General features: G+C 44.1%; 20 protein-coding genes and 1 pseudogene. 7 read left to right on the top strand and 14 right to left on the bottom strand.

What is annotated here, in order from left to right:
• Positions 1-276: 276 nt before the first annotated feature.
• The 3 genes and pseudogenes from F6J99_RS22840 (at position 277) to F6J99_RS22830 (ending at position 2,805) form a co-directional block, all read left to right on the top strand.
• Positions 277-687, top strand: a complete 411-nt coding sequence (locus F6J99_RS22840) for a HEAT repeat domain-containing protein (RefSeq protein ID WP_293115591.1) — start codon at positions 277-279, stop codon at positions 685-687.
• Positions 688-779: 92 nt separating this feature from the next.
• Positions 780-1,590, top strand: a pseudogene (locus F6J99_RS22835) (IS5 family transposase).
• A gap of 36 nt (positions 1,591-1,626) precedes the next feature.
• Positions 1,627-2,805: a metallophosphoesterase gene (locus F6J99_RS22830; RefSeq protein WP_293115589.1), complete on the top strand. Its 1,179-nt coding sequence runs from the start codon at positions 1,627-1,629 to the stop codon at positions 2,803-2,805.
• On the opposite strand, the gene F6J99_RS22825 is transcribed toward F6J99_RS22830, so the two are convergent.
• The 6 genes from F6J99_RS22825 to F6J99_RS22800 form a co-directional block, all read right to left on the bottom strand.
• Positions 2,784-2,939, bottom strand: coding sequence for a hypothetical protein (locus F6J99_RS22825; RefSeq protein ID WP_293115587.1), 156 nt, complete (start codon positions 2,937-2,939; stop codon positions 2,784-2,786). The two genes, F6J99_RS22830 and F6J99_RS22825, sit on opposite strands and share 22 nt — an antisense overlap.
• 64 nt (positions 2,940-3,003) lie before the next feature.
• Complete coding sequence (locus F6J99_RS22820) at positions 3,004-3,126, bottom strand: hypothetical protein (protein WP_293115585.1); 123 nt, start codon at positions 3,124-3,126, stop codon at positions 3,004-3,006.
• A 51-nt stretch (positions 3,127-3,177) separates the two neighbouring features.
• A complete protein-coding gene (gene dtd, locus F6J99_RS22815; protein ID WP_293115583.1) occupies positions 3,178-3,639 on the bottom strand; it encodes a D-aminoacyl-tRNA deacylase in 462 nt (153 codons plus the stop codon).
• A gap of 257 nt (positions 3,640-3,896) precedes the next feature.
• Entirely contained in the window at positions 3,897-4,031 is a 135-nt protein-coding gene (locus F6J99_RS22810; RefSeq protein ID WP_293115581.1) for a hypothetical protein, read from the bottom strand.
• A 12-nt stretch (positions 4,032-4,043) separates the two neighbouring features.
• Complete coding sequence (locus F6J99_RS22805; RefSeq protein WP_070393648.1) at positions 4,044-4,553, bottom strand: hypothetical protein; 510 nt, start codon at positions 4,551-4,553, stop codon at positions 4,044-4,046.
• A gap of 11 nt (positions 4,554-4,564) precedes the next feature.
• Complete coding sequence (locus F6J99_RS22800; RefSeq protein ID WP_293115578.1) at positions 4,565-5,311, bottom strand: hypothetical protein; 747 nt, start codon at positions 5,309-5,311, stop codon at positions 4,565-4,567.
• A 637-nt stretch (positions 5,312-5,948) separates the two neighbouring features.
• Between F6J99_RS22800 and eno the strand changes: the two genes are divergently transcribed.
• Positions 5,949-7,247: a phosphopyruvate hydratase gene (eno, locus tag F6J99_RS22795; RefSeq protein WP_070393646.1), complete on the top strand. Its 1,299-nt coding sequence runs from the start codon at positions 5,949-5,951 to the stop codon at positions 7,245-7,247.
• Positions 7,248-7,514: 267 nt separating this feature from the next.
• Here the strand turns inward: eno and argC are convergent, their stop codons facing one another.
• Complete coding sequence (gene argC, locus F6J99_RS22790) at positions 7,515-8,573, bottom strand: N-acetyl-gamma-glutamyl-phosphate reductase (protein WP_293115575.1); 1,059 nt, start codon at positions 8,571-8,573, stop codon at positions 7,515-7,517.
• Between the two features lie 677 nt (positions 8,574-9,250).
• Between argC and ribBA the strand changes: the two genes are divergently transcribed.
• Complete coding sequence (gene ribBA, locus F6J99_RS22785) at positions 9,251-10,930, top strand: bifunctional 3,4-dihydroxy-2-butanone-4-phosphate synthase/GTP cyclohydrolase II (protein WP_293115573.1); 1,680 nt, start codon at positions 9,251-9,253, stop codon at positions 10,928-10,930.
• A 384-nt stretch (positions 10,931-11,314) separates the two neighbouring features.
• Here ribBA and F6J99_RS22780 read toward each other — a convergent pair whose 3' ends face one another.
• A complete protein-coding gene (locus tag F6J99_RS22780; RefSeq protein WP_293115571.1) occupies positions 11,315-11,440 on the bottom strand; it encodes a hypothetical protein in 126 nt (41 codons plus the stop codon).
• Between the two features lie 40 nt (positions 11,441-11,480).
• Here F6J99_RS22780 and F6J99_RS22775 point away from each other — a divergent pair, with 40 nt between their 5' ends.
• Positions 11,481-13,175 carry a tetratricopeptide repeat protein gene (locus F6J99_RS22775; protein WP_293115569.1) on the top strand — a complete coding sequence of 565 codons (1,695 nt, stop codon included), beginning with the start codon at positions 11,481-11,483 and terminating at the stop codon, positions 13,173-13,175.
• Positions 13,176-13,305: 130 nt separating this feature from the next.
• On the top strand, positions 13,306-13,782 hold the full coding sequence (locus tag F6J99_RS22770; RefSeq protein ID WP_293115567.1) for a hypothetical protein: 477 nt from the start codon (positions 13,306-13,308) through the stop codon (positions 13,780-13,782).
• Between the two features lie 356 nt (positions 13,783-14,138).
• Here the strand turns inward: F6J99_RS22770 and F6J99_RS22765 are convergent, their stop codons facing one another.
• From F6J99_RS22765 to F6J99_RS22740, 6 genes are all read right to left on the bottom strand, one after another.
• A complete protein-coding gene (locus F6J99_RS22765) occupies positions 14,139-14,489 on the bottom strand; it encodes a hypothetical protein (RefSeq protein WP_293115565.1) in 351 nt (116 codons plus the stop codon).
• Positions 14,490-14,577: 88 nt separating this feature from the next.
• Positions 14,578-14,832: a RebB family R body protein gene (locus tag F6J99_RS22760; RefSeq protein WP_293115563.1), complete on the bottom strand. Its 255-nt coding sequence runs from the start codon at positions 14,830-14,832 to the stop codon at positions 14,578-14,580.
• Positions 14,833-15,057: 225 nt separating this feature from the next.
• On the bottom strand, positions 15,058-15,642 hold the full coding sequence (locus F6J99_RS22755) for a hypothetical protein (RefSeq protein ID WP_293115561.1): 585 nt from the start codon (positions 15,640-15,642) through the stop codon (positions 15,058-15,060).
• 309 nt (positions 15,643-15,951) lie between these two features.
• Positions 15,952-16,302 carry a hypothetical protein gene (locus tag F6J99_RS22750; protein WP_293115559.1) on the bottom strand — a complete coding sequence of 117 codons (351 nt, stop codon included), beginning with the start codon at positions 16,300-16,302 and terminating at the stop codon, positions 15,952-15,954.
• Between the two features lie 253 nt (positions 16,303-16,555).
• Complete coding sequence (locus tag F6J99_RS22745; RefSeq protein WP_293115557.1) at positions 16,556-16,807, bottom strand: RebB family R body protein; 252 nt, start codon at positions 16,805-16,807, stop codon at positions 16,556-16,558.
• 224 nt (positions 16,808-17,031) lie between these two features.
• A partial coding sequence (locus tag F6J99_RS22740; protein ID WP_293115555.1) for a hypothetical protein occupies positions 17,032-17,434 on the bottom strand: 403 nt, incomplete at its 5' end.

The following is a 17,434-nucleotide window of genomic DNA, read 5'->3' as shown; positions in this document are numbered from 1 at the left end:
ACTCGTTTGCGTCACAGCTCTTGGTGTTGAGGATTGTAGAAACGGGTAAGCGTCGGTGGGTCGATACTCACTGGTGCGCGGGGTAACAGCTACTTTCGGTAGGGTTTGGAGTGGATCAAAGCCTATGAGCGAGAATGGCTGGACACTAAGGAGACGGGTGTGTTTCACAACTAATCAAGACCCTGACCCGGTGATAGCTTCGCGAAAACAAGATCAGAAACGATGTTATCGGCTGGAATTCAAAATACAAACGTACAAGTATGCTGCTGAATAGTTTTGTCAGTCAACCAGGTGGTAGATGCTCTGGGCAAAATTGGCAAAGAATTGGCCATTGATCCGTTAATTAAATGCCTGGATGATGATGAATCATATGTGCGTTTTAGAGCAACATATGCTCTAGGAAAGATTGGGAAAGAAGCGACAATAGAGCCCTTAATTAAATGCCTAGATGATGACGAGTATTTTGTGCGTAGTAGTGCAGCAGAAGCTTTGGGAAAAATTGGCACAGAATTAGCGATAAATCCGTTAATTAAATGCCTGCATAATAACGACTATTTGGTGCGTAGCAGAACGGAATTTGCTCAGGGGGAAATTGGGATAGAACTCATGACGGATAGTACGGTTCTGCTAAGAGCTGCAGGAGCTCTCCAGCAAATTGGGACAGAAGCTATTAGAGCTGATTCCTAAAGAAAAAATAAAGGAAAACTGGACAGCGAGCAAAAGGAAGTAAGCTCAGCACACTCACCTCAATATTGCTAACTCTAGAGAAGAAAAGTTTGATGAGTCGTCTTCCAGAAGTTGCCAAACCACACCGCCGACTTTACCCTAGCGATCTCAGTGACCGAGAGTGGGAAATTATTAAACCGTTGTTACCGCTTCCCCAAGGATTTGGAAGACCTAGAACCGTAGACCTCAGAGAAATTCTCAATGGAGTCTTCTATGTACAGCGCACTGGTTGTCAGTGGGAAATGTTGCCCCACGATTTCCCCCATCACGGGACAGTATACAAATATTTCCAGAAATGGGAACGCCTAGGATATGGGCCGAAAATCCATGACACACTACGACACCAACTCCGAGAAAAGTTGGGACGATTTGAAAAATCAACAGTAGCGATCGCAGACTCACAGTCGGTAGAAACGACGGAAAAAAGGGGGAGGTTTACGGGTACGATGGCGGCAAGAAAGTCAAAGGTCGTAAACGCCATTTGGTAGTAGATTCTCAAGGTAAGCATGATTGGGGTGTTAGTGACTGAAGGCAATGCCCCAGAACGTTTGGGAGCAGCTACAGTAAGAACGCGAAAACTCAGAAGAACTTTCTCAGACAGAAATAGTTTGGGTAGATGGAGGATATTCGGGTCAGAACTTTGCACGGGTTGTTCGGCAACTCTGTGGGGCGGGTGTCGAGGTCATTAAACGTCTTACTGACACTTTTGAGATTTTACCCAAACGTTGGGTGGTTGAGAGAACTTTTGGATGGTTAAATCGGTATCGCCGTCTGAGCAAAGATTACGAGATGCATGTCGAGAATAGTGAGGCAATGATTTATGGGTCTCTAATTCGATTGATGATTCGTCGATTAGCCTCTTAATCTTTACTTTAGGAATCAGCTCTTATTCCTAAACTCATGAATCTCCTGAAAAAGCAAGAATTTGCAGCAACTCACAATGAAGAGATTTTTCAGTACACCATGGATGCCCTTAACGCTATTCAAGAACGCTGCCAATTCTACAACCCAACCTATTCTCCCAAACCCACTCCCAAAGCCGATCCTCCCAAACTTATTCCCACTCAAACCATATACATCCTCCACCTCTCGGACCTCCACATCACCACTAGTGAGGAAGCTACCCTTTGGTCAAACCAACTCGCCCAAGACCTCACCGAAGACCTTCAAATCCCTAACCTTGATGCTCTGATCCTCTCCGGTGATATAGCGAATTATTCCACTACAGAAGAATACCAGGCTGCACAACAGTTTCTCGACAACCTCCGCCTAGACTTCCCCGACCTAGACCCCAAGCAAATTGTTATAGTCCCTGGTAACCATGACCTCAACTGGAAACTAGCAAAGCAAGCTTATCAGTTATTGGATCTCGAAGACTACGATGGTGAACTCAAAGACGGTCACTACATCAAAGGTGAAGATGTGATTCGAGTCCGAGACGAAGCCAAATACCAACAACGCTTTGCCCACTTCAGCCAATTCTATCAAGCTATCAAAGGTCAACCCTATCCCCTAGACTATGACCAGCAAGCCATTATCGATTATTTGCCAGAGCAAAACTTGCTGATCCTAGGACTAAACTCGGCTTGGCAACTGGACCACCACTTCAGAGCCCGTGCTAGCATCCACTCCGGTGCTCTGAGCAATGCCCTGACCGAGATTCGTCGTAACCCAGACTACGACAACTGCCTGAAACTAGCGGTTTGGCACCATCCCCTGAATAGTGACCGAAGCGATAGGATTACCGACCAAGGATTCATGGAACAACTCGCTGTTGCTGAATTTCGCTTGTTCCTCCACGGACACATCCACAAAGCCCAAGCCAGCGTTTTCAGTTACGACAAAATCCCAGGTGGGCGCAAACTCGATGGAATTTGTGCTGGCACCTTTGGCGCACCAACCTTTGAACTACGATCCGCTTATCCCTGGCAATATAATCTACTGAAAATTAACGATAATCAGCTCACTGTCCGCACTCGCCGCCGGGAAGAAGAAAATGGTGCTTGGAAACCTGATTCACGGTGGACTCAGGGTCCAGGACTTGGTGGTTTGGATTATTATTCCATTGACTTGTATTGAGTCGGGAGTCGGGAATCGGGAGTCGGGAATCGGCGTAAGACGAAAATTTCCTGTACCTCGTCAGTATGATAAACGCTATAACCCTCTTCTGTCACTTTCCGGTTTCTGCTATGATTAGGAAATTCTAGAGCCAAGGTATACTAGGTGATATAGAGTGTTGCGATCGCATTTTGGTCAATTTCACACTCTCCAGAATTGCTACTCGGAAAAAATTACGCTATCGCTTGCCTGGCCTATACTCGGCAGACTCCGAAAAGGCAAGCCTTTTCGGAGAGTGACAGAAGAGGGATAAAAATGTTTCCCATCTCCCCATCTCCCCATCTCCCCAAACTTCCCACACTCCCTGTTCCCTATTCCCTATTCCCTATTCCCTTACCTTACTAATGCTTCTTTCTCCAACAACAGTGTCACAGGACCATCATTTTCTATAGAAACATCCATCATCGCACCAAACTCACCAGTTTCTACCCGCAACCCACTCATCCGTAACTTATCCACAAATAGTTGATATAGTGCCCTAGCGTATTCTGGAGCAGCGGACTGACTAAAGGAAGGGCGGCGTCCTTTGCGACAATCTCCGTAAAGGGTAAACTGGCTAACCACCAATAGCTCACCACCTATATCCTGCACCGACTTTTCCCAACGGTCATTACCAGTAGTCTCGTCTGGAAATAGCCTTAAATCTAGACACTTTCGCGCCATCCAGTCTAATTCAGCTTCCGTATCAGTATCCGCAATACCGACTAGTAGGTTCAGCCCTCGCCCTATTTTCCCAATAACTCTTCTGTCTACTTCGACTTGAGAGGATTTGACTCGTTGGATGATTACGCGCATATGTAGCAGTTCTCAATTGGCTGAGGTATTTCGTCCTGGGTTTTAGGGAACAGGGAGCAGCGGATCTGGGAACAGTAGGAAAAAGATATGAGTGTTTTTAGGTGTTATGATCAATGCCTATCCTAGACTGATTATACTCAATAACTAGTTTAAATGAGCGATTACCCCTTAAATAGCAAGGGATTCCACAAAGGTACTGTATCTATACAATAAAAAGCAATTTTTATGAAAATTGCTTTTTTAAATCAATAAAAGCCTTACTTAGTAAGCTTCCCAGCAATTATTTTATACTCATTTATAATCGCCACAATAGGGAAGCATTTCTTCCCGATTCCCGATTCCCGATTCCCGATTCCCGATTCCCGATTCCCTGTTCCCTGTTCCCTGTTCAACACTTCTAATTCCTAAAACCTAATTAACGATAATACCAAAAGAAAGGCAATTTCTAACAGATAAGTAATGCAAACGCTACGGTTTAATAAACCATCCCAAAGATAGCCTTGACGTTTGGGAGTATTACTGCGCTTAAAGGTACGACTCCAGCCAGTGAAAATAGCTGGGCTGCGCAAATTACACTCCTGAGTCAAAATTTCTTCAATTTGTACCAAACGGGGATAGAAACCACGCTGAAAGTGTTTCCATTGACTTTCTAGAATCCAGAAAAACAGGGGAATAGCACACCCAATCAGGGCGATGCTATTGTCTTTCTCTTTTAAGACCATGCGCACAACCACACCAGTGGCCGTAATCCCCAAGGCTTTAATCACCCAGATTTGTTTATTGTAATCTTCTACAGTAGTTTGCAGGAAAAAATATTCCTGTTTGAGCAGATTTAGCTCGAATTCTGATTGCTTAGCGTGGTCAACGGCCAATCCCGATGGGGTTTGGGGGTCGATGGGTGATGGACTAGACATAACGTTGGTGTTCAAGTAGACACAAAGTGTTTCTTTTGCAAAACCTTTTGCATCGCTGTCATCTGAGCTTTGGCCTGTTGCAGCTGACTTTGAAGTTGCTGAATATCTTGCGATGGTAATGATACTACTTCAGAATAGGATTTAACCCCAGTATGGGGTTGACCATTACCCACACCAGTATGCGTTCGCGTAGCGTGGCCTACGGCCAATCCCGTGTACTCAACAGTTTTGGCTGGCACCTTCACCGCAGATTTAGCTACTGGTTGATTTTCTGTAGACCCAGTCTTTGTCACCAGTGGTTTACGGTTTGACTGGAAGCTAGAACTAGTATATACGGTGTAGTTAATTGGCTGCTGTGGCGATGTCTGATTCTCGATCTTATTTTCTAAAGGCTTGTGTTGAGGAACGTCCTGCTGGGATTCTGAAAGCCTAAGTTTTTCTAATAATTCTTCCTTTTTCTGAATTTGTTGTGCTAGATCTGATAGCTGTGACTGAAGTTGAGATGACTGTTGAGCAGAGTGTTGCCATCCTGCTATGGCAACACTGGCCATACCAGCTCCTAGGCTAATCACCGTTGCTAAGGTCAGGTAAGGCGTTGCCGCATCTCGCACATTACCGTAGTATAGTTGCTCCTCCTGTACTTTAATGGATAATGGCTGAGCACCGAACCAGCCTACGGGTAACGTCAGCGCAGCAAATACTGTTGCTGAAATCAATGCTGGCCTAAATACAAATTTCTGAAGTGGGGAGGAAGTCATATAGTATATTATTGCCCTTAACAACCGGTCAGTAAGAGTCCTGAAACTCTAGTCATCTTAACTAGTCTTCCCCTAGCTTATTTAAAATAATTTTAGTTATTTGTGAGCCAACTCTAAAATAATTGTGATTATTTTCACCAATTTTCGTGAGCCATATCACCATTAGTATGGTGGAAACATTTAGGGCGATTATATCAACAATACTCTAGGTATAGAAAACTGTGTACTGTTGATGTTCCAAACCTTAAAGTGGCACACTCTCATCGTAAGCATTAAGTTATAAGCACCCAGTTATCAGCACCAAGGAGTCAGCTTTTCAACCATGGATAATAGCTGATAGCTAATAGCGATGCAGAGGTGCGACCCGTGGCGAATTTAATTCGCCAACGGAAAAAGCACCATTACGGTCTTGGGGGTTCCCCCCATGAGCGACTGCATCAAGACAGCGGATAGCTCACAGCTCCTAAGGGCTGAGATGGCTGACATGATTGATTAACTAGGAGATTGAAAACAAGTAACGTTCTGTTCGCGTAGCGTGGCCATTCGCCTAGCGTGGCCAACGGCCAAAGCCTTTCTTATCCTAGGGCGATTTAACGATTAAGGCAGTTGCAATCTTTACAGAATTAGAGGAAAAAGCATGTTGACTAAATCAGAAACTGCAATTGCGGCAATTGATGCCAGAGAGATATTAGATTCTCGTGGACGTCCAACAGTAGAAGCCCAAGTGCGCCTTGTTAGCGGTGCCGTGGGAATTGCCCAAGTTCCCAGTGGTGCTTCTACTGGTACTTTTGAAGCCCATGAACTACGAGATAATGATCCCCGTCGCTACGGTGGTAAAGGGGTACTCAAGGCAGTATCGAATATCAAAGAAAAACTCGGCCCGGAGCTATTGGAAAACGATGCTCTCAACCAAATGTTGCTTGACCACAAGATGATTCGTCGGGATGGTTCTGCCAACAAAAAGAATATGGGAGCAAATGCCATCCTAGCTATTTCCCTAGCTACAGCTAAGGCGGCGGCGGCCAGTAAAGGACTCCCCCTCTACCGCTACTTAGGTGGACCACTCGCTAATCTACTACCAGTTCCGTTGATGAATGTTATCAACGGTGGTGCTCATGCGGATAATAATGTAGATTTTCAGGAATTCATGATTGTACCAGTGGGAGCCCAGTCATTTCGAGAGGCTCTGCGCTGGGGAGCTGAGGTTTTTGCCGCCTTGGCTAAGGTATTGAAAGAGAAAAAATTGCTTACCGGTGTGGGAGATGAAGGTGGCTTTGCTCCCAACTTGGGGTCAAATAAAGAAGCCCTAGACTTATTGATTGCGGCTATAGAAACATCTGGGTATAAGCCAGGGGAACAAATCGCTTTAGCGATGGATGTGGCTGCCAGCGAGTTTTACAAAGACGCTCAGTATGTCTATGATGGCGCATCTCACTCCCCAGAGGAGTTTGTTAACTATCTAGCTGAGTTGGTGGGGCAATACCCCATTGTTTCTATTGAAGATGGACTCCACGAAGAGGATTGGAGTAATTGGCAGTTACTTACTGAAAAACTGGGTTCCCGAATTCAGTTAGTGGGTGACGACCTATTTGTTACCAATCCCACCAGGCTACAAAAAGGTATTGATGTCGGTGCGGGTAACTCGATCTTGATTAAGCTCAATCAAATTGGTTCCTTGACCGAAACTCTTGAAACCATTGACTTAGCTACTCGCAACGGTTTCCGTTCTGTGATTAGTCACCGTTCTGGGGAAACTGAAGATACTACCATTGCTGATCTAGCCGTTGCTACTCGTGCCGGTCAAATTAAAACAGGTTCACTGTGCCGTAGTGAACGGGTGGCTAAGTATAACCAGTTGCTGCGGATTGAAGATGAATTAGGCGATCGCGCCATTTATGCTGGAACTTGTGGCATGGGACCGCTGTGTCAGGGTTGAAGGTTGAAAGTTTAAGGTTATTTGGTTGAAGGTTGAAGGTTGAAGGTTGAAGGTTGGAGGTTGAAGGTTAGAAGGTTAGGAGGTTGAAGGTTAGGAGGTTGAAGGTTAGAAGGTTAGGAGGTTGAAGGGTGAAGGGTGAAGGGTGAAGGGTGAACGCGCACGGGTGGTCAATAGGCCAAAGTTATTTGGTGGGGAGTGTCGGAGAAATGGTTTTTTCCTATCTCCCCCTACTTCTGCTTTCTTCTGCACATCCGTCCCACAACCGATTCACGGATAAAAACTCAGTTGAGGTAAGCCTAGGGTTTCGTCCCAACCCATCATCAGATTCAAGCACTGTACGGCTTGACCAGCTTGACCTTTGAGCAAGTTGTCGATGGCTGACATCACGATAACTCGGTCAGTTCGGGTATCGACTTCTACCCCTATGTAACAAAGATTAGTGCCACAAGCCCACTTGGTTTGGGGATAGGTGCCACTGGGTAACACCCGGACAAAGGGAGAGGCGCGGTAAAAGGCTGTGTAAATGGTGAATAAATCTTCCCTGACTAGTCCCGGATCCTGCAATGTGGCATAAACGGTAGCTAGGATTCCCCGTACCATGGGAACGAGGTGGGGTGTAAATTGCACCCTGACTTCATGACTGGCTAAATGACTGCAAATTTGCTCAATTTCTGGGGTATGGCGGTGATGGGTCACGCCATAAGGGGCCAGAGAGCTGTCAGCTTCTGCTAGTAAGAGATTGGTTTTTGCCTCGCGTCCACCCCCAGAGGTGCCAGATTTAGCATCGATAATAGCAGTGTCTGGAATAATCAGACCCTGTTTGAGCAGGGGAGCAAGGGCGAGCAGGCTGCTTGTGACGTAGCAACCAGGACAACCGACTAACTCGGCAGAGGAAATGCGATCGCGATACAGTTCTGGTAAACCATAAACAGCAGTAGCAGCGGTTTCTTGGTCGTGGCGCTCTCCACCGTACCAGCTTTTGTAAGTCTCCAGTTTACTAAATCGATAGTCAGCTGAGAGATCGAGAACTTTTAATCCTTTTGATAACAGTGATGGTGCTAGCTTATGGGCTAAACCGTTAGGCAACGACAGAAACACTACTTGACAACGAGATACAATAGTATCTGTGTCAATAGGCTCAATGGTTAGATTAACACGATGGCCTAGATGAGGGTAAAGCTCAGTAAATGCCTTGCCAGCACTGCTTTTTCCACCCAAATAAACTACATCGACTCCTGGGTGATCCATCAAGAGCCTTACAAGTTGTACGCCACCATAACCAGAAGCACCAATTATGCCTACTGGCAGGCGTTCTAAATCCCCCATCATGTTCCTTTCCTATAGGGTAAGAGCTTTGACATCATCCCCCACTAATGGCTAATTGCTGGCTCAGTGGGAGATTCTCAACCTTGGGGCTGAGTATACACCTGCTTGGGGGACTCTTGACTAGACCAAGAACAAGCTCAGTCCCCGTCAGACCATCTCCACAGGCATTTTCATTCACTGTCTTGCGAACAGTGGCTCAGTTTTCTACGTCCTGTTTTAGCACTATTTGTGCAGTTGTCACATCTGTTAGTCAATCCGATCACTAACAAAAATTATCCCCTAGCAAAGGATCGTAAAAACTGACTAAGTTTACCCTAATCCCTCAGTTATTGGCAACATTTTAGTGCCACAAGACCAGTTGTGATTTCGTAAGCATTCAGCTATCAGCCCTTAGCGGTCAGCTTAAAACAAGCTATAGACTATACTAGTGACCAAGAACATCTAACCGGGTGCATCTCAATATTTGTAAAAAAGAAGGGAAGTTTGGGAAGTTTGGGGAGGGGGGCGGGGGCGCGTGGGAAGTGTGGGAATTTTCGGGGCAATTTTTGCCTAATTTCAGGCATTGAGATGCACCCATCTCACCTAAGCGTCAAGTGTCAAACTTGGGAAAATGAGCTAGGATCATGCTCCCATTGATTTCAAGCCTATTCATTAAATTAAACAAAAGCAGCAAACAAGTGGAATCCACGAAAACTGATGTGTATAAGTTTGATAGCATTGATGATGCTCTGGCAGACCTGAAATCAGGTCACCCAGTGGTGGTGGTTGATGATGAAAATCGAGAAAACGAAGGAGACCTAATTTGTGCTGCACAATTTGCTACCCCTGACATGATTAATTTCATGGCAGTGGAAGCACGAGGGTTGATTTGTCTGGCGATGACAGGGGAGCGCTTAGATGCTCTAGACCTTCCCCTCATGGTGAGTAACAACACAGACACTAACCAGACAGCCTTTACTGTGAGCATTGATGCAGCACCCCACTTAGGGGTGACGACTGGTATCTCCGCTGAAGACCGTGCTCGTACTATCCAGTTTGCGATCAACCCAATAACCAAACCCAGTGATTTGCGACGACCTGGTCACATTTTTCCCCTCCGTGCTAGAAAGGGAGGGGTATTGAAACGGGCTGGTCATACGGAAGCAGGGGTTGACTTATCAAGACTGGCAGGTTTATACCCAGCGGGTGTAATCTGTGAAATTCAAAATCCTGATGGCTCCATGGCTCGCTTGCCAGAGTTGATTGAGTATGCCAATAAGCATCAACTCAAAATTATCAGTATTGCTGATTTAATCAGTTACCGCCTCAAACATGACCGCTTTGTCTATCGAGAATCTGTTGCCCAATTCCCGAGTAGTTTTGGGAGTTTCCAGATTTACGCTTACCGCAACACGTTAGATCACTCGGAGCATGTTGCCGTTGTAAAAGGAGACCCGACTCAGTTCAAAGATCATCAAGTGATGGTGCGGATGCACTCAGAATGTTTAACTGGAGATGCCTTGGGTTCTCTGCGGTGTGACTGTCGAATGCAACTACAAGCAGCGCTGAAAATTATTGAGAATTCCGGTGAGGGAGTCGTGGTTTATTTGCGGCAAGAAGGCAGAGGGATTGGTTTGGTGAATAAGTTGAAAGCCTATTCCTTGCAAGATATGGGACTGGATACAGTAGAAGCAAATGAACGTTTGGGATTCCCGGCTGACCTGCGAGACTATGGCATGGGAGCACAAATCCTCAATGATTTAGGAGTTAAGAAAATTTGCTTGATTACCAATAATCCTCGCAAAATCGCTGGTTTAAAAGGTTATGGATTGGAGGTAGTCGGTCGGGTTCCATTGTTGATTGAAACCAATGACTACAATTCTAGCTATCTGGCAACTAAAGCACAGAAGCTGGGTCATCTGCTATTGCAGACCTATTTAGTTACGGTAGCGATTCATTGGCAAGACCAGCCTCAACAGGTGACAGAACGTTATCAGCGTTTAGAAAAGCTACGGTCTCTAGCTCATAGCCAGAACTTATTATTGCAGGAGGAGTCAAGACCTGTAGCATCCGCAGTTTTTGAAAAACCTGCTTTAATCGTACACTTGGGCTTTGATCAGCCTGAGCTAGCAGCACTAGATTGGTACCAATCTAATCAGCATCCCTATGTTAATGCGATCGCTAATATTTTGGACAGCGTGATTGAATGGCCTGAGCTAAGATGCTTGGAATTTCTAGTGTCTTCTGGACAGGATCCACTGACGAGTTTACAAATACTCTTAGACCGAGAGAAGTTTCCCTTGACGAAGCGACCATCTTTAGTGTGTGAGAATTTAACAACTCAGAAAATTTATAGTTTTGATCGCTCAATAGAGTAACGTCAGTTTTGGTTAAGTCGAAGCAGGTAATACCTGTTCTAGGTTGACGGTCATCGACATTGCCCGGTGTCAGGGCAGGGCTGTAACATTGCTCAATTTTTTGGTTTCCTGAACCTCCCGAGTGGCAAAAGTTTCGCGCCTGTTTTTCTAAAATTAAACCCAATAGTAGAAAAAAAAGGCGATTTGCGTGACCTTAAGGGGCTTTCGACCCCTCACCCATGAATTTTATTCCGACACAAGAAACAGCCCTGGGGGCAAGCGGGTGCTTGACGGTTAGCACTTTCATCCTAGCTGCTTCGCTCCTCCTTATCCAAAACTGATGTTAAAATATACATATACCTAACACTTGATGAAACTTGTAATTGACATCTTTCTCAACAAGCTCTATTTTTTGCTATGAGTAGTTATAGCAAGGGAAGTATGGTTTAGGACATAGTCTTTTCCTTGAAAGGGAGTAGGGAGCAGGGAGCAGGGAGCAAAAGATGTCTTAAACTTTACTTCGACTGCCATACCACAAGGCATCAATGGTGTTTAGGGGAATGACTCTCCTATGGTGGCGCTCAATACGCCCATTGAAACCGTGACATCTAACCCGATTAAACTTCAGCCCGGATTATCCCTGAAATACGCCTATCATCCCTATACTTTGGAACAAGCACTTTCAGATTTCAACCATCATCCCTGTCTGGTTTGCGGTACATCGGTGCAGGTTGAGCAACTGGGGGAAGTTGAGCAATTTCAACTAGGTTCCGTTCCCTTTACTGTCATTCCCAAACTCTGTACTTGCGGTTATACGAACGAGGTCTTTATTCGACTTGATCGAATTCTACAAGCTGATCCCCCTTCCCTATCCCCATCGGAAGAAGCAGATTTATTCCCAGATCCCTATTTGGAAACTGGGTTAGCCGTTGCGAAAGCAGCAATTTATCAAGGGAAACTTGATTGGGCGATCGAAATTAACCGTAGTCTAACCCTTCAGTTTCCCCAACAGTTTTTACCCTTTTACAATCTGGGAGTTATTTACGCGCAACAACAGCAGTATTCCGACAGTTTGCAAGCTTACAAAGCGGCATTAAACCTGAATCCAAACCATTTAGAATCACTCACAAATAAAGCCCTGGTTTTAAGGAAATTATCTCGATTTAAAGAAGCAGGAGAAGCTTACGATAAATGGTGCAAACTGAATGGGAATAAAACGGTAATTTTGGCTGAAGCAGAGGGAATGTTCGGAACGATCCGAGTTTTAGACGAATCGGGAGAGCGGTTATTATATGTTGATGAAGAATTACAGGGTATAAACAACAAACAACCCAGTGCTCAGGAATGGGAAGGAAGTTGCCGATCTGGGCCTGGTCCAGTGTCGAATAATTTTTTTGTAGCTGGTTTTCTATTGATGGGATGTCAAATTCCCAACGGTTCCGGGTTAGTTATCGGACTGGGTTGTGGTGCGGGGGCGATATCTTTATTAGCAAACTTTCCACAAATGCAACTCACGATTGTGGAAATCGACCCGGTGATGATTGAACTCTGTCTGACCTTTTTTCCCTTAGTTCAGTATTACATCGATATGGGTCGGTTGAAAATTGTTGAAGCTGATGTCAAATCTTTTATTACCTCTACCTTACAGCCGTTTTCAGATGAATTGACCTCACTACCGAGAGCTGCCAGCCCCCTAAATCCCCCAATTCTGGGGGACTTTAACTCAATTTCCCCCTCCGGTGCGCTTGACCTAGGCGAATTTAATTCGCCTAGGTCAAGCGCACCGCAAAGTTGGGGGGCTAGGGGGGCGAAATTTGCTGTAAATCCCCAGCCCTCCCAATCAAAACCATTTGATTTTATCTGTTTAGATGCCTATGAAGGTAAACATGAACCGCCTTCTATCTTTTATTCGGTTGAATTTATCCGACAGATGAAAGCGATCGCCTCTCGATTTTTCGTAAATATTATCGGCAGGCTTGATCGACCTCATTTGTATCAAACTGTGGCAGCATTTGAAGAAGCTGGAATCCCTATTGAAGTGCTTTGTCCGAGATTCCCGATTAATGGGAACGAAACAACTGGTATGAACTGGATCGGGTACAGTCAAGAACCGATCATACCTCCAGATTTTGTTCCTTTTGCTAATTTATCTAGACAGTGTGTGGAAAAAATTCAGCAAAATTTGATAGCGTTACAAGGGAATCGTATTTCTAGGGATGTTCTCTGTTCTTATGCTGAAAAGTACGGCATAGTGCTCGAACAGTGAAGTTCGGTAAAAATTAAAACGCCACCTTGCAAACATCATATTGCCAAAGCCACCATTGTTTGATAATGATAAAGGGAGCATGAGTCTAAGCAATTCAACAAAAATTTGAAGTACAATTGGTGACATAACAATGGTAGATCCAAACCTCGATCCATCTCAAGCCAGCCGAGTGATTATCCAACAACAAATAGAAGCCCTCCAAAAAATTAGAGAAGCGACGCTCCAGGAAATTGAAAAACAAAAGCAAATTACTCAAGAAGCCTTAGACATGGGAAGACAGTCGGTTGCCGAATCTATAGAGATTGTGAGACAAGCAAAAGAAGAAATGTTATCCAAAAAAAAGGAAGCTAAACAAGAAAGAAGAAGCCAAGAATATGAAGCAATGAAAGAAATATTGGAGAAAGATGTAGATGGGGTTTACAAAAATGCTAATACCATCTTAGATGCAGTCTTTGAAGCTTATAAGAAAGATGGATCGTTAGAATATACAATCAATGATGTTGCAGATCAGGTTCGCAATTCTATCCAAGATCTTCACAAGGAAATTGAAAAGGAAATTTCGGACAATCAAGATGAAGAAGGAAAAGATGATCATTCCCCGTCATAGAGCGAACGCTTGGGTTTTGAAAAAATAGACCTCTTTGATTTCCCTATCAGTTTTTATGTAAGGATTCAGGTCTGGAGGATCGACAAATGTGACCTCCTTATTATCAGAGGTTGAATGGTTTATAAGCAGGCTCAACCCCTTGTTCTCAGCATTCCTGTCCTAATTCCGTCAGATAGGAAAAGCACATTTTTTAGTAAATGTGCTTTTCCTATAAATCCTATTATGATCACACTTATGTCAATTGACTTATTTTGAGTGTATAATTCTGAATCTGCCCCCCTTGTGCTATCAAAATATACTCCTCATTTAAATTCAGTTCAGATTTTACCGAAGTGCGAAATCTCTACAAACGTGTTTTAATCACCAGATGGAAAATCTTTGAGAATTTGTCCGGCTTCCAATCCGACTTGAGCCAATGTTTTGACCCCTTCATTAACAATATCTTGAGATTCGTCAATCACTTTGGAATATGTTTCTAAGTTTGTGTCAGGATTTTGAACAATTTTTTCCATGGAAACTCCGATCGCAGCCTGAGAGAGAGCCATTAAATTTCGCTCGTAATCCACTACATCTTGTATGACCATTGCCATTGATTGAGCCACAGACTGATAGGCTTTTCCCGCCCCTTCTTTTCTAATTGTTGTCGGATCGAGATTGGTATTGTTAATCAATTCGATGCTGGCTTTAACTATTTCTGCGTTACTCATAATTATTATAATTTAGTTCAGCGAGATAATGAAATTTTGTCACATTTTTAAGCGGAGGTCAATCGAGTGTTTTCAGTCGAGGAACTCCCTAGTTACCCCCTAATGACATAATGCGCTGGCAAGCTGTTGAAATGACACTCGTATTAATCTGCTGCACTCCATTTTGATGGGTGACTGCATTTTGCATTGTCAGACTGATGGAGTGGGCCATTGTTTGATAGACCAACCCCATGGACTGAGAGGGAGTGATAGCTAAAACACTTGTATTAATCTGAGTAACTGAGTCGGTAATTTGAGAATTAACCTGATCCGATTCAGTTGAATTTTCTGATTCATCTTCCATAATTATTTTCCTTCATAATCCTTTTATGTCCTATGCCCTATATTGATTCTGTTGCAGCCCCCCACAAGAGGATCCTGTTGGTCAATTACAGCACTTTCTAACACGGTGTAGTCTGGTAACTATCAAACAACCTTTGTTAAAACTTATGTGGGCGGATTACATAGATTCGGAAGAGGCTGTAATTGGGGGTCAGAATTTTAGAAGAAAGTATGTAAGAGTCGATGGCTATTGAAGATCAATCTCTTGCATTCTCTCAAAGCTTTGAATCACGGATGCAAGCAGGTCTTGGTTTGGGGCAACTCTTGGTTTGACACGTTTTGCAGGTTTCTGTCTCTTCGACACGACAGGAGTAATTTTGCCCAAGATCAGTCTTGCCTGTTGGCTGGTTTCCTCTTGCTGCTGCATGTTCAGCTGTGTTTGAAGTTTGATCAGGTTTTGTGCGCCCTCAGACGACACCTGAAACGGGTTAGTATAGCCGTTGCCCAGTCCCACAGCAGAAGAGTTTCCTTCCGTGGCATCAGCAACCCTATTACAGCCCTCAGTTCCATCGGAGGTTGTTGACACCGTTGGCTCAATTTTGTCTGGCTGATCTGAGTGTGCCTCTAATAACCGTACCGAAGGCTCGGATCCTGGTAATATTCCTTTTACTTCTAGGTCGTCTAGGGTGTTGCTCGCTTCTTCTAGAACGTCTTCTTGCAGGATTTCCACTTCAAGAAGAGGCTCTGGTTGAACTATTTCGCCTTCCACTTGGAGAGCTTCCGCTTCCAATGCTTCTGACTCCGCATACTGCTCTTGAGGGCGAGGATTCATTACCACAACGTTTTACTCCTATTACAGATATTTCCATGGAAAGGAACTTACTCACAGCCTCTATCTGTGTTGTGAGCAAGGTCTACCTGATCTCAGAGCCAGCCTATTGGTTCAGTTGTCAGGCGTATTCGAGGGAGGAATTTTATTTATCTTTGTTCGCATTCATATTAGTCACATTTATGTCAATGTGTCAGATTGACGGATTTTGAGTGTATAATTCTGAATCTGCCCCCCTTGTGCTATCAAAATTTACTCCTAATTAAATTCAGTTCAGATTTTACCGAAGTGCGAAATCTCTACAAACGTGTTTTAATCACCAGATGGAAAATCTTCGAGAATTCGTCCAGCTTTCCTTGCGACTTTGAAAACTGTTTTGGCTCCTGTATTAACAATATCTTGAGATAAGCCAATCACTGGGGAATATTTTGGGATGTTCATTTCAGGATTTTGAACAATTTTTTCAATCGAAACTGCGATCGCAGCCTGAGAGAGAGAAAATAAATTTCCCTCGTAATTCGCTGCATCTTGTACGACCATTGCCATCGATTGAGACACAGACTGATAGGCTTTTCCCGCCCCTTCTTTTCTAATTGTTTTCGAATTGAGATTGGTCTTGTTAATCAATCCGATGTTGGCTTTAACTATTCCTGCTTTACTCATAATTATAATTTAGTCAGCGAGATAATGAAATTTTTTCACGTTTTTAAGCAGAAGTCAATCAGGGTAAACCCATCTTATTTTGAAATGTCTACTGGATATGAGATTTATATGGTAAGTATTTATGCTTATTAATCTTGAAATCTATTCTGAGTCAGGCTTTTATAATTTTAGATGCGTTTGCCCTGGGAAGTCAATCCAGTGTGTTAAATTGTTTGAAGTTCAAAAATTAATTCAAGGTCGAGGAACTCCCTACTTATTTCCCTAATGACATAATGCGCTGGCAAGCTGTTGAAATGATACTCGTATTAATCTGCTGCATTGCATTTTGATGGGTGACTGCATTTTGCATGGTTAGACTGATGGAGTGGGCCATTGTTTGATAAACCAACCCCATGGACTGAGCGGGAGCTATAGCTAAAACACTTGTATTAATCTGAGTAACTGAGTCGGTAATTTGAGAATTAACCTGATCCGATCCAGTTGAATTTTCTGATTCACCTGACATAATTAAGTTCCTTCATATCCTGTTATGTCCTGTTCCCTATATTGATTCTGTTGCAGCCCCCCACAAGAGGATACTGTTGGTCAATTACAGCACTTTCTGACACGGTGTAGTCTGGTAACTATCAAACAACCTTTGTTAAAACTTATGTGGGCGGATTACATAGATTCGGAAAAGGCTGTAATTGGGGGTCAGAATTTTAGAAGAAAGTATGTAAGAGTCGATGGCTATTGAAGATCAATCTCTTGCATTCTCTCAAAGCTTTGAATCACGGATGCAAGCAGGTCTTGGTTTTGGGCAACTCTTGGTTTGACACGTTTTGCAGGTTTCTGTCCCTTCGACACGACAGGAGTAATTTTGCCCAAGATCAGTCTTGCCTGTTGGCTGGTTTCCTCTTGCTGCTGCATGTTCAGCTGTGTTTGAAGTTTGATCAGGTTTTGTGCGCCCTCAGACGACACCTGAAACGGGTTAGTATAGCCGTTGCCCAGTCCCACAGCAGAAGAGTTTCCTTCCGTGGCATCAGCAACCCTATTACAGCCCTCAGTTCCATCGGAGGTTGTTGACACCGTTGGCTCAATTTTGTCTGGCTGATCTGAGTGTGCCTCTAATAACCGTACCGAAGGCTCGGAT

Source organism: Moorena sp. SIO4G3 (genome assembly GCF_010692305.1).
Classification (GTDB): domain Bacteria; phylum Cyanobacteriota; class Cyanobacteriia; order Cyanobacteriales; family Coleofasciculaceae; genus Moorena; species Moorena producens_A.
This window is presented reverse-complemented; position numbering and strand designations above follow the sequence as displayed.

Bases quoted from the DNA above. Each gene is read 5' to 3' on its own strand.
- F6J99_RS22745 (WP_293115557.1), bottom strand. From the start codon at position 16,807: ATGTCAGGTGAATCAGAAAATTCAACTGGATCGGATCAGGTTAATTCT.
- F6J99_RS22760 (WP_293115563.1), bottom strand. From the start codon at position 14,832: ATGGAAGATGAATCAGAAAATTCAACTGAATCGGATCAGGTTAATTCT.
- argC (WP_293115575.1), bottom strand. From the start codon at position 8,573: ATGGGGGATTTAGAACGCCTGCCAGTAGGCATAATTGGTGCTTCTGGT.
- F6J99_RS22765 (WP_293115565.1), bottom strand. From the start codon at position 14,489: ATGAGTAACGCAGAAATAGTTAAAGCCAGCATCGAATTGATTAACAAT.
- F6J99_RS22805 (WP_070393648.1), bottom strand. From the start codon at position 4,553: ATGTCTAGTCCATCACCCATCGACCCCCAAACCCCATCGGGATTGGCC.
- F6J99_RS22780 (WP_293115571.1), bottom strand. From the start codon at position 11,440: ATGGCAGTCGAAGTAAAGTTTAAGACATCTTTTGCTCCCTGCTCCCTG.
- F6J99_RS22755 (WP_293115561.1), bottom strand. From the start codon at position 15,642: ATGAATCCTCGCCCTCAAGAGCAGTATGCGGAGTCAGAAGCATTGGAA.
- F6J99_RS22820 (WP_293115585.1), bottom strand. From the start codon at position 3,126: ATGGGGAGATGGGGAGATGGGAAACATTTTTATCCCTCTTCTGTCACT.
- dtd (WP_293115583.1), bottom strand. From the start codon at position 3,639: ATGCGCGTAATCATCCAACGAGTCAAATCCTCTCAAGTCGAAGTAGAC.
- F6J99_RS22800 (WP_293115578.1), bottom strand. From the start codon at position 5,311: ATGACTTCCTCCCCACTTCAGAAATTTGTATTTAGGCCAGCATTGATT.
- F6J99_RS22775 (WP_293115569.1), top strand. From the start codon at position 11,481: ATGGTGGCGCTCAATACGCCCATTGAAACCGTGACATCTAACCCGATT.
- eno (WP_070393646.1), top strand. From the start codon at position 5,949: ATGTTGACTAAATCAGAAACTGCAATTGCGGCAATTGATGCCAGAGAG.
- F6J99_RS22830 (WP_293115589.1), top strand. From the start codon at position 1,627: ATGAATCTCCTGAAAAAGCAAGAATTTGCAGCAACTCACAATGAAGAG.
- F6J99_RS22770 (WP_293115567.1), top strand. From the start codon at position 13,306: ATGGTAGATCCAAACCTCGATCCATCTCAAGCCAGCCGAGTGATTATC.
- F6J99_RS22750 (WP_293115559.1), bottom strand. From the start codon at position 16,302: ATGAGTAAAGCAGGAATAGTTAAAGCCAACATCGGATTGATTAACAAG.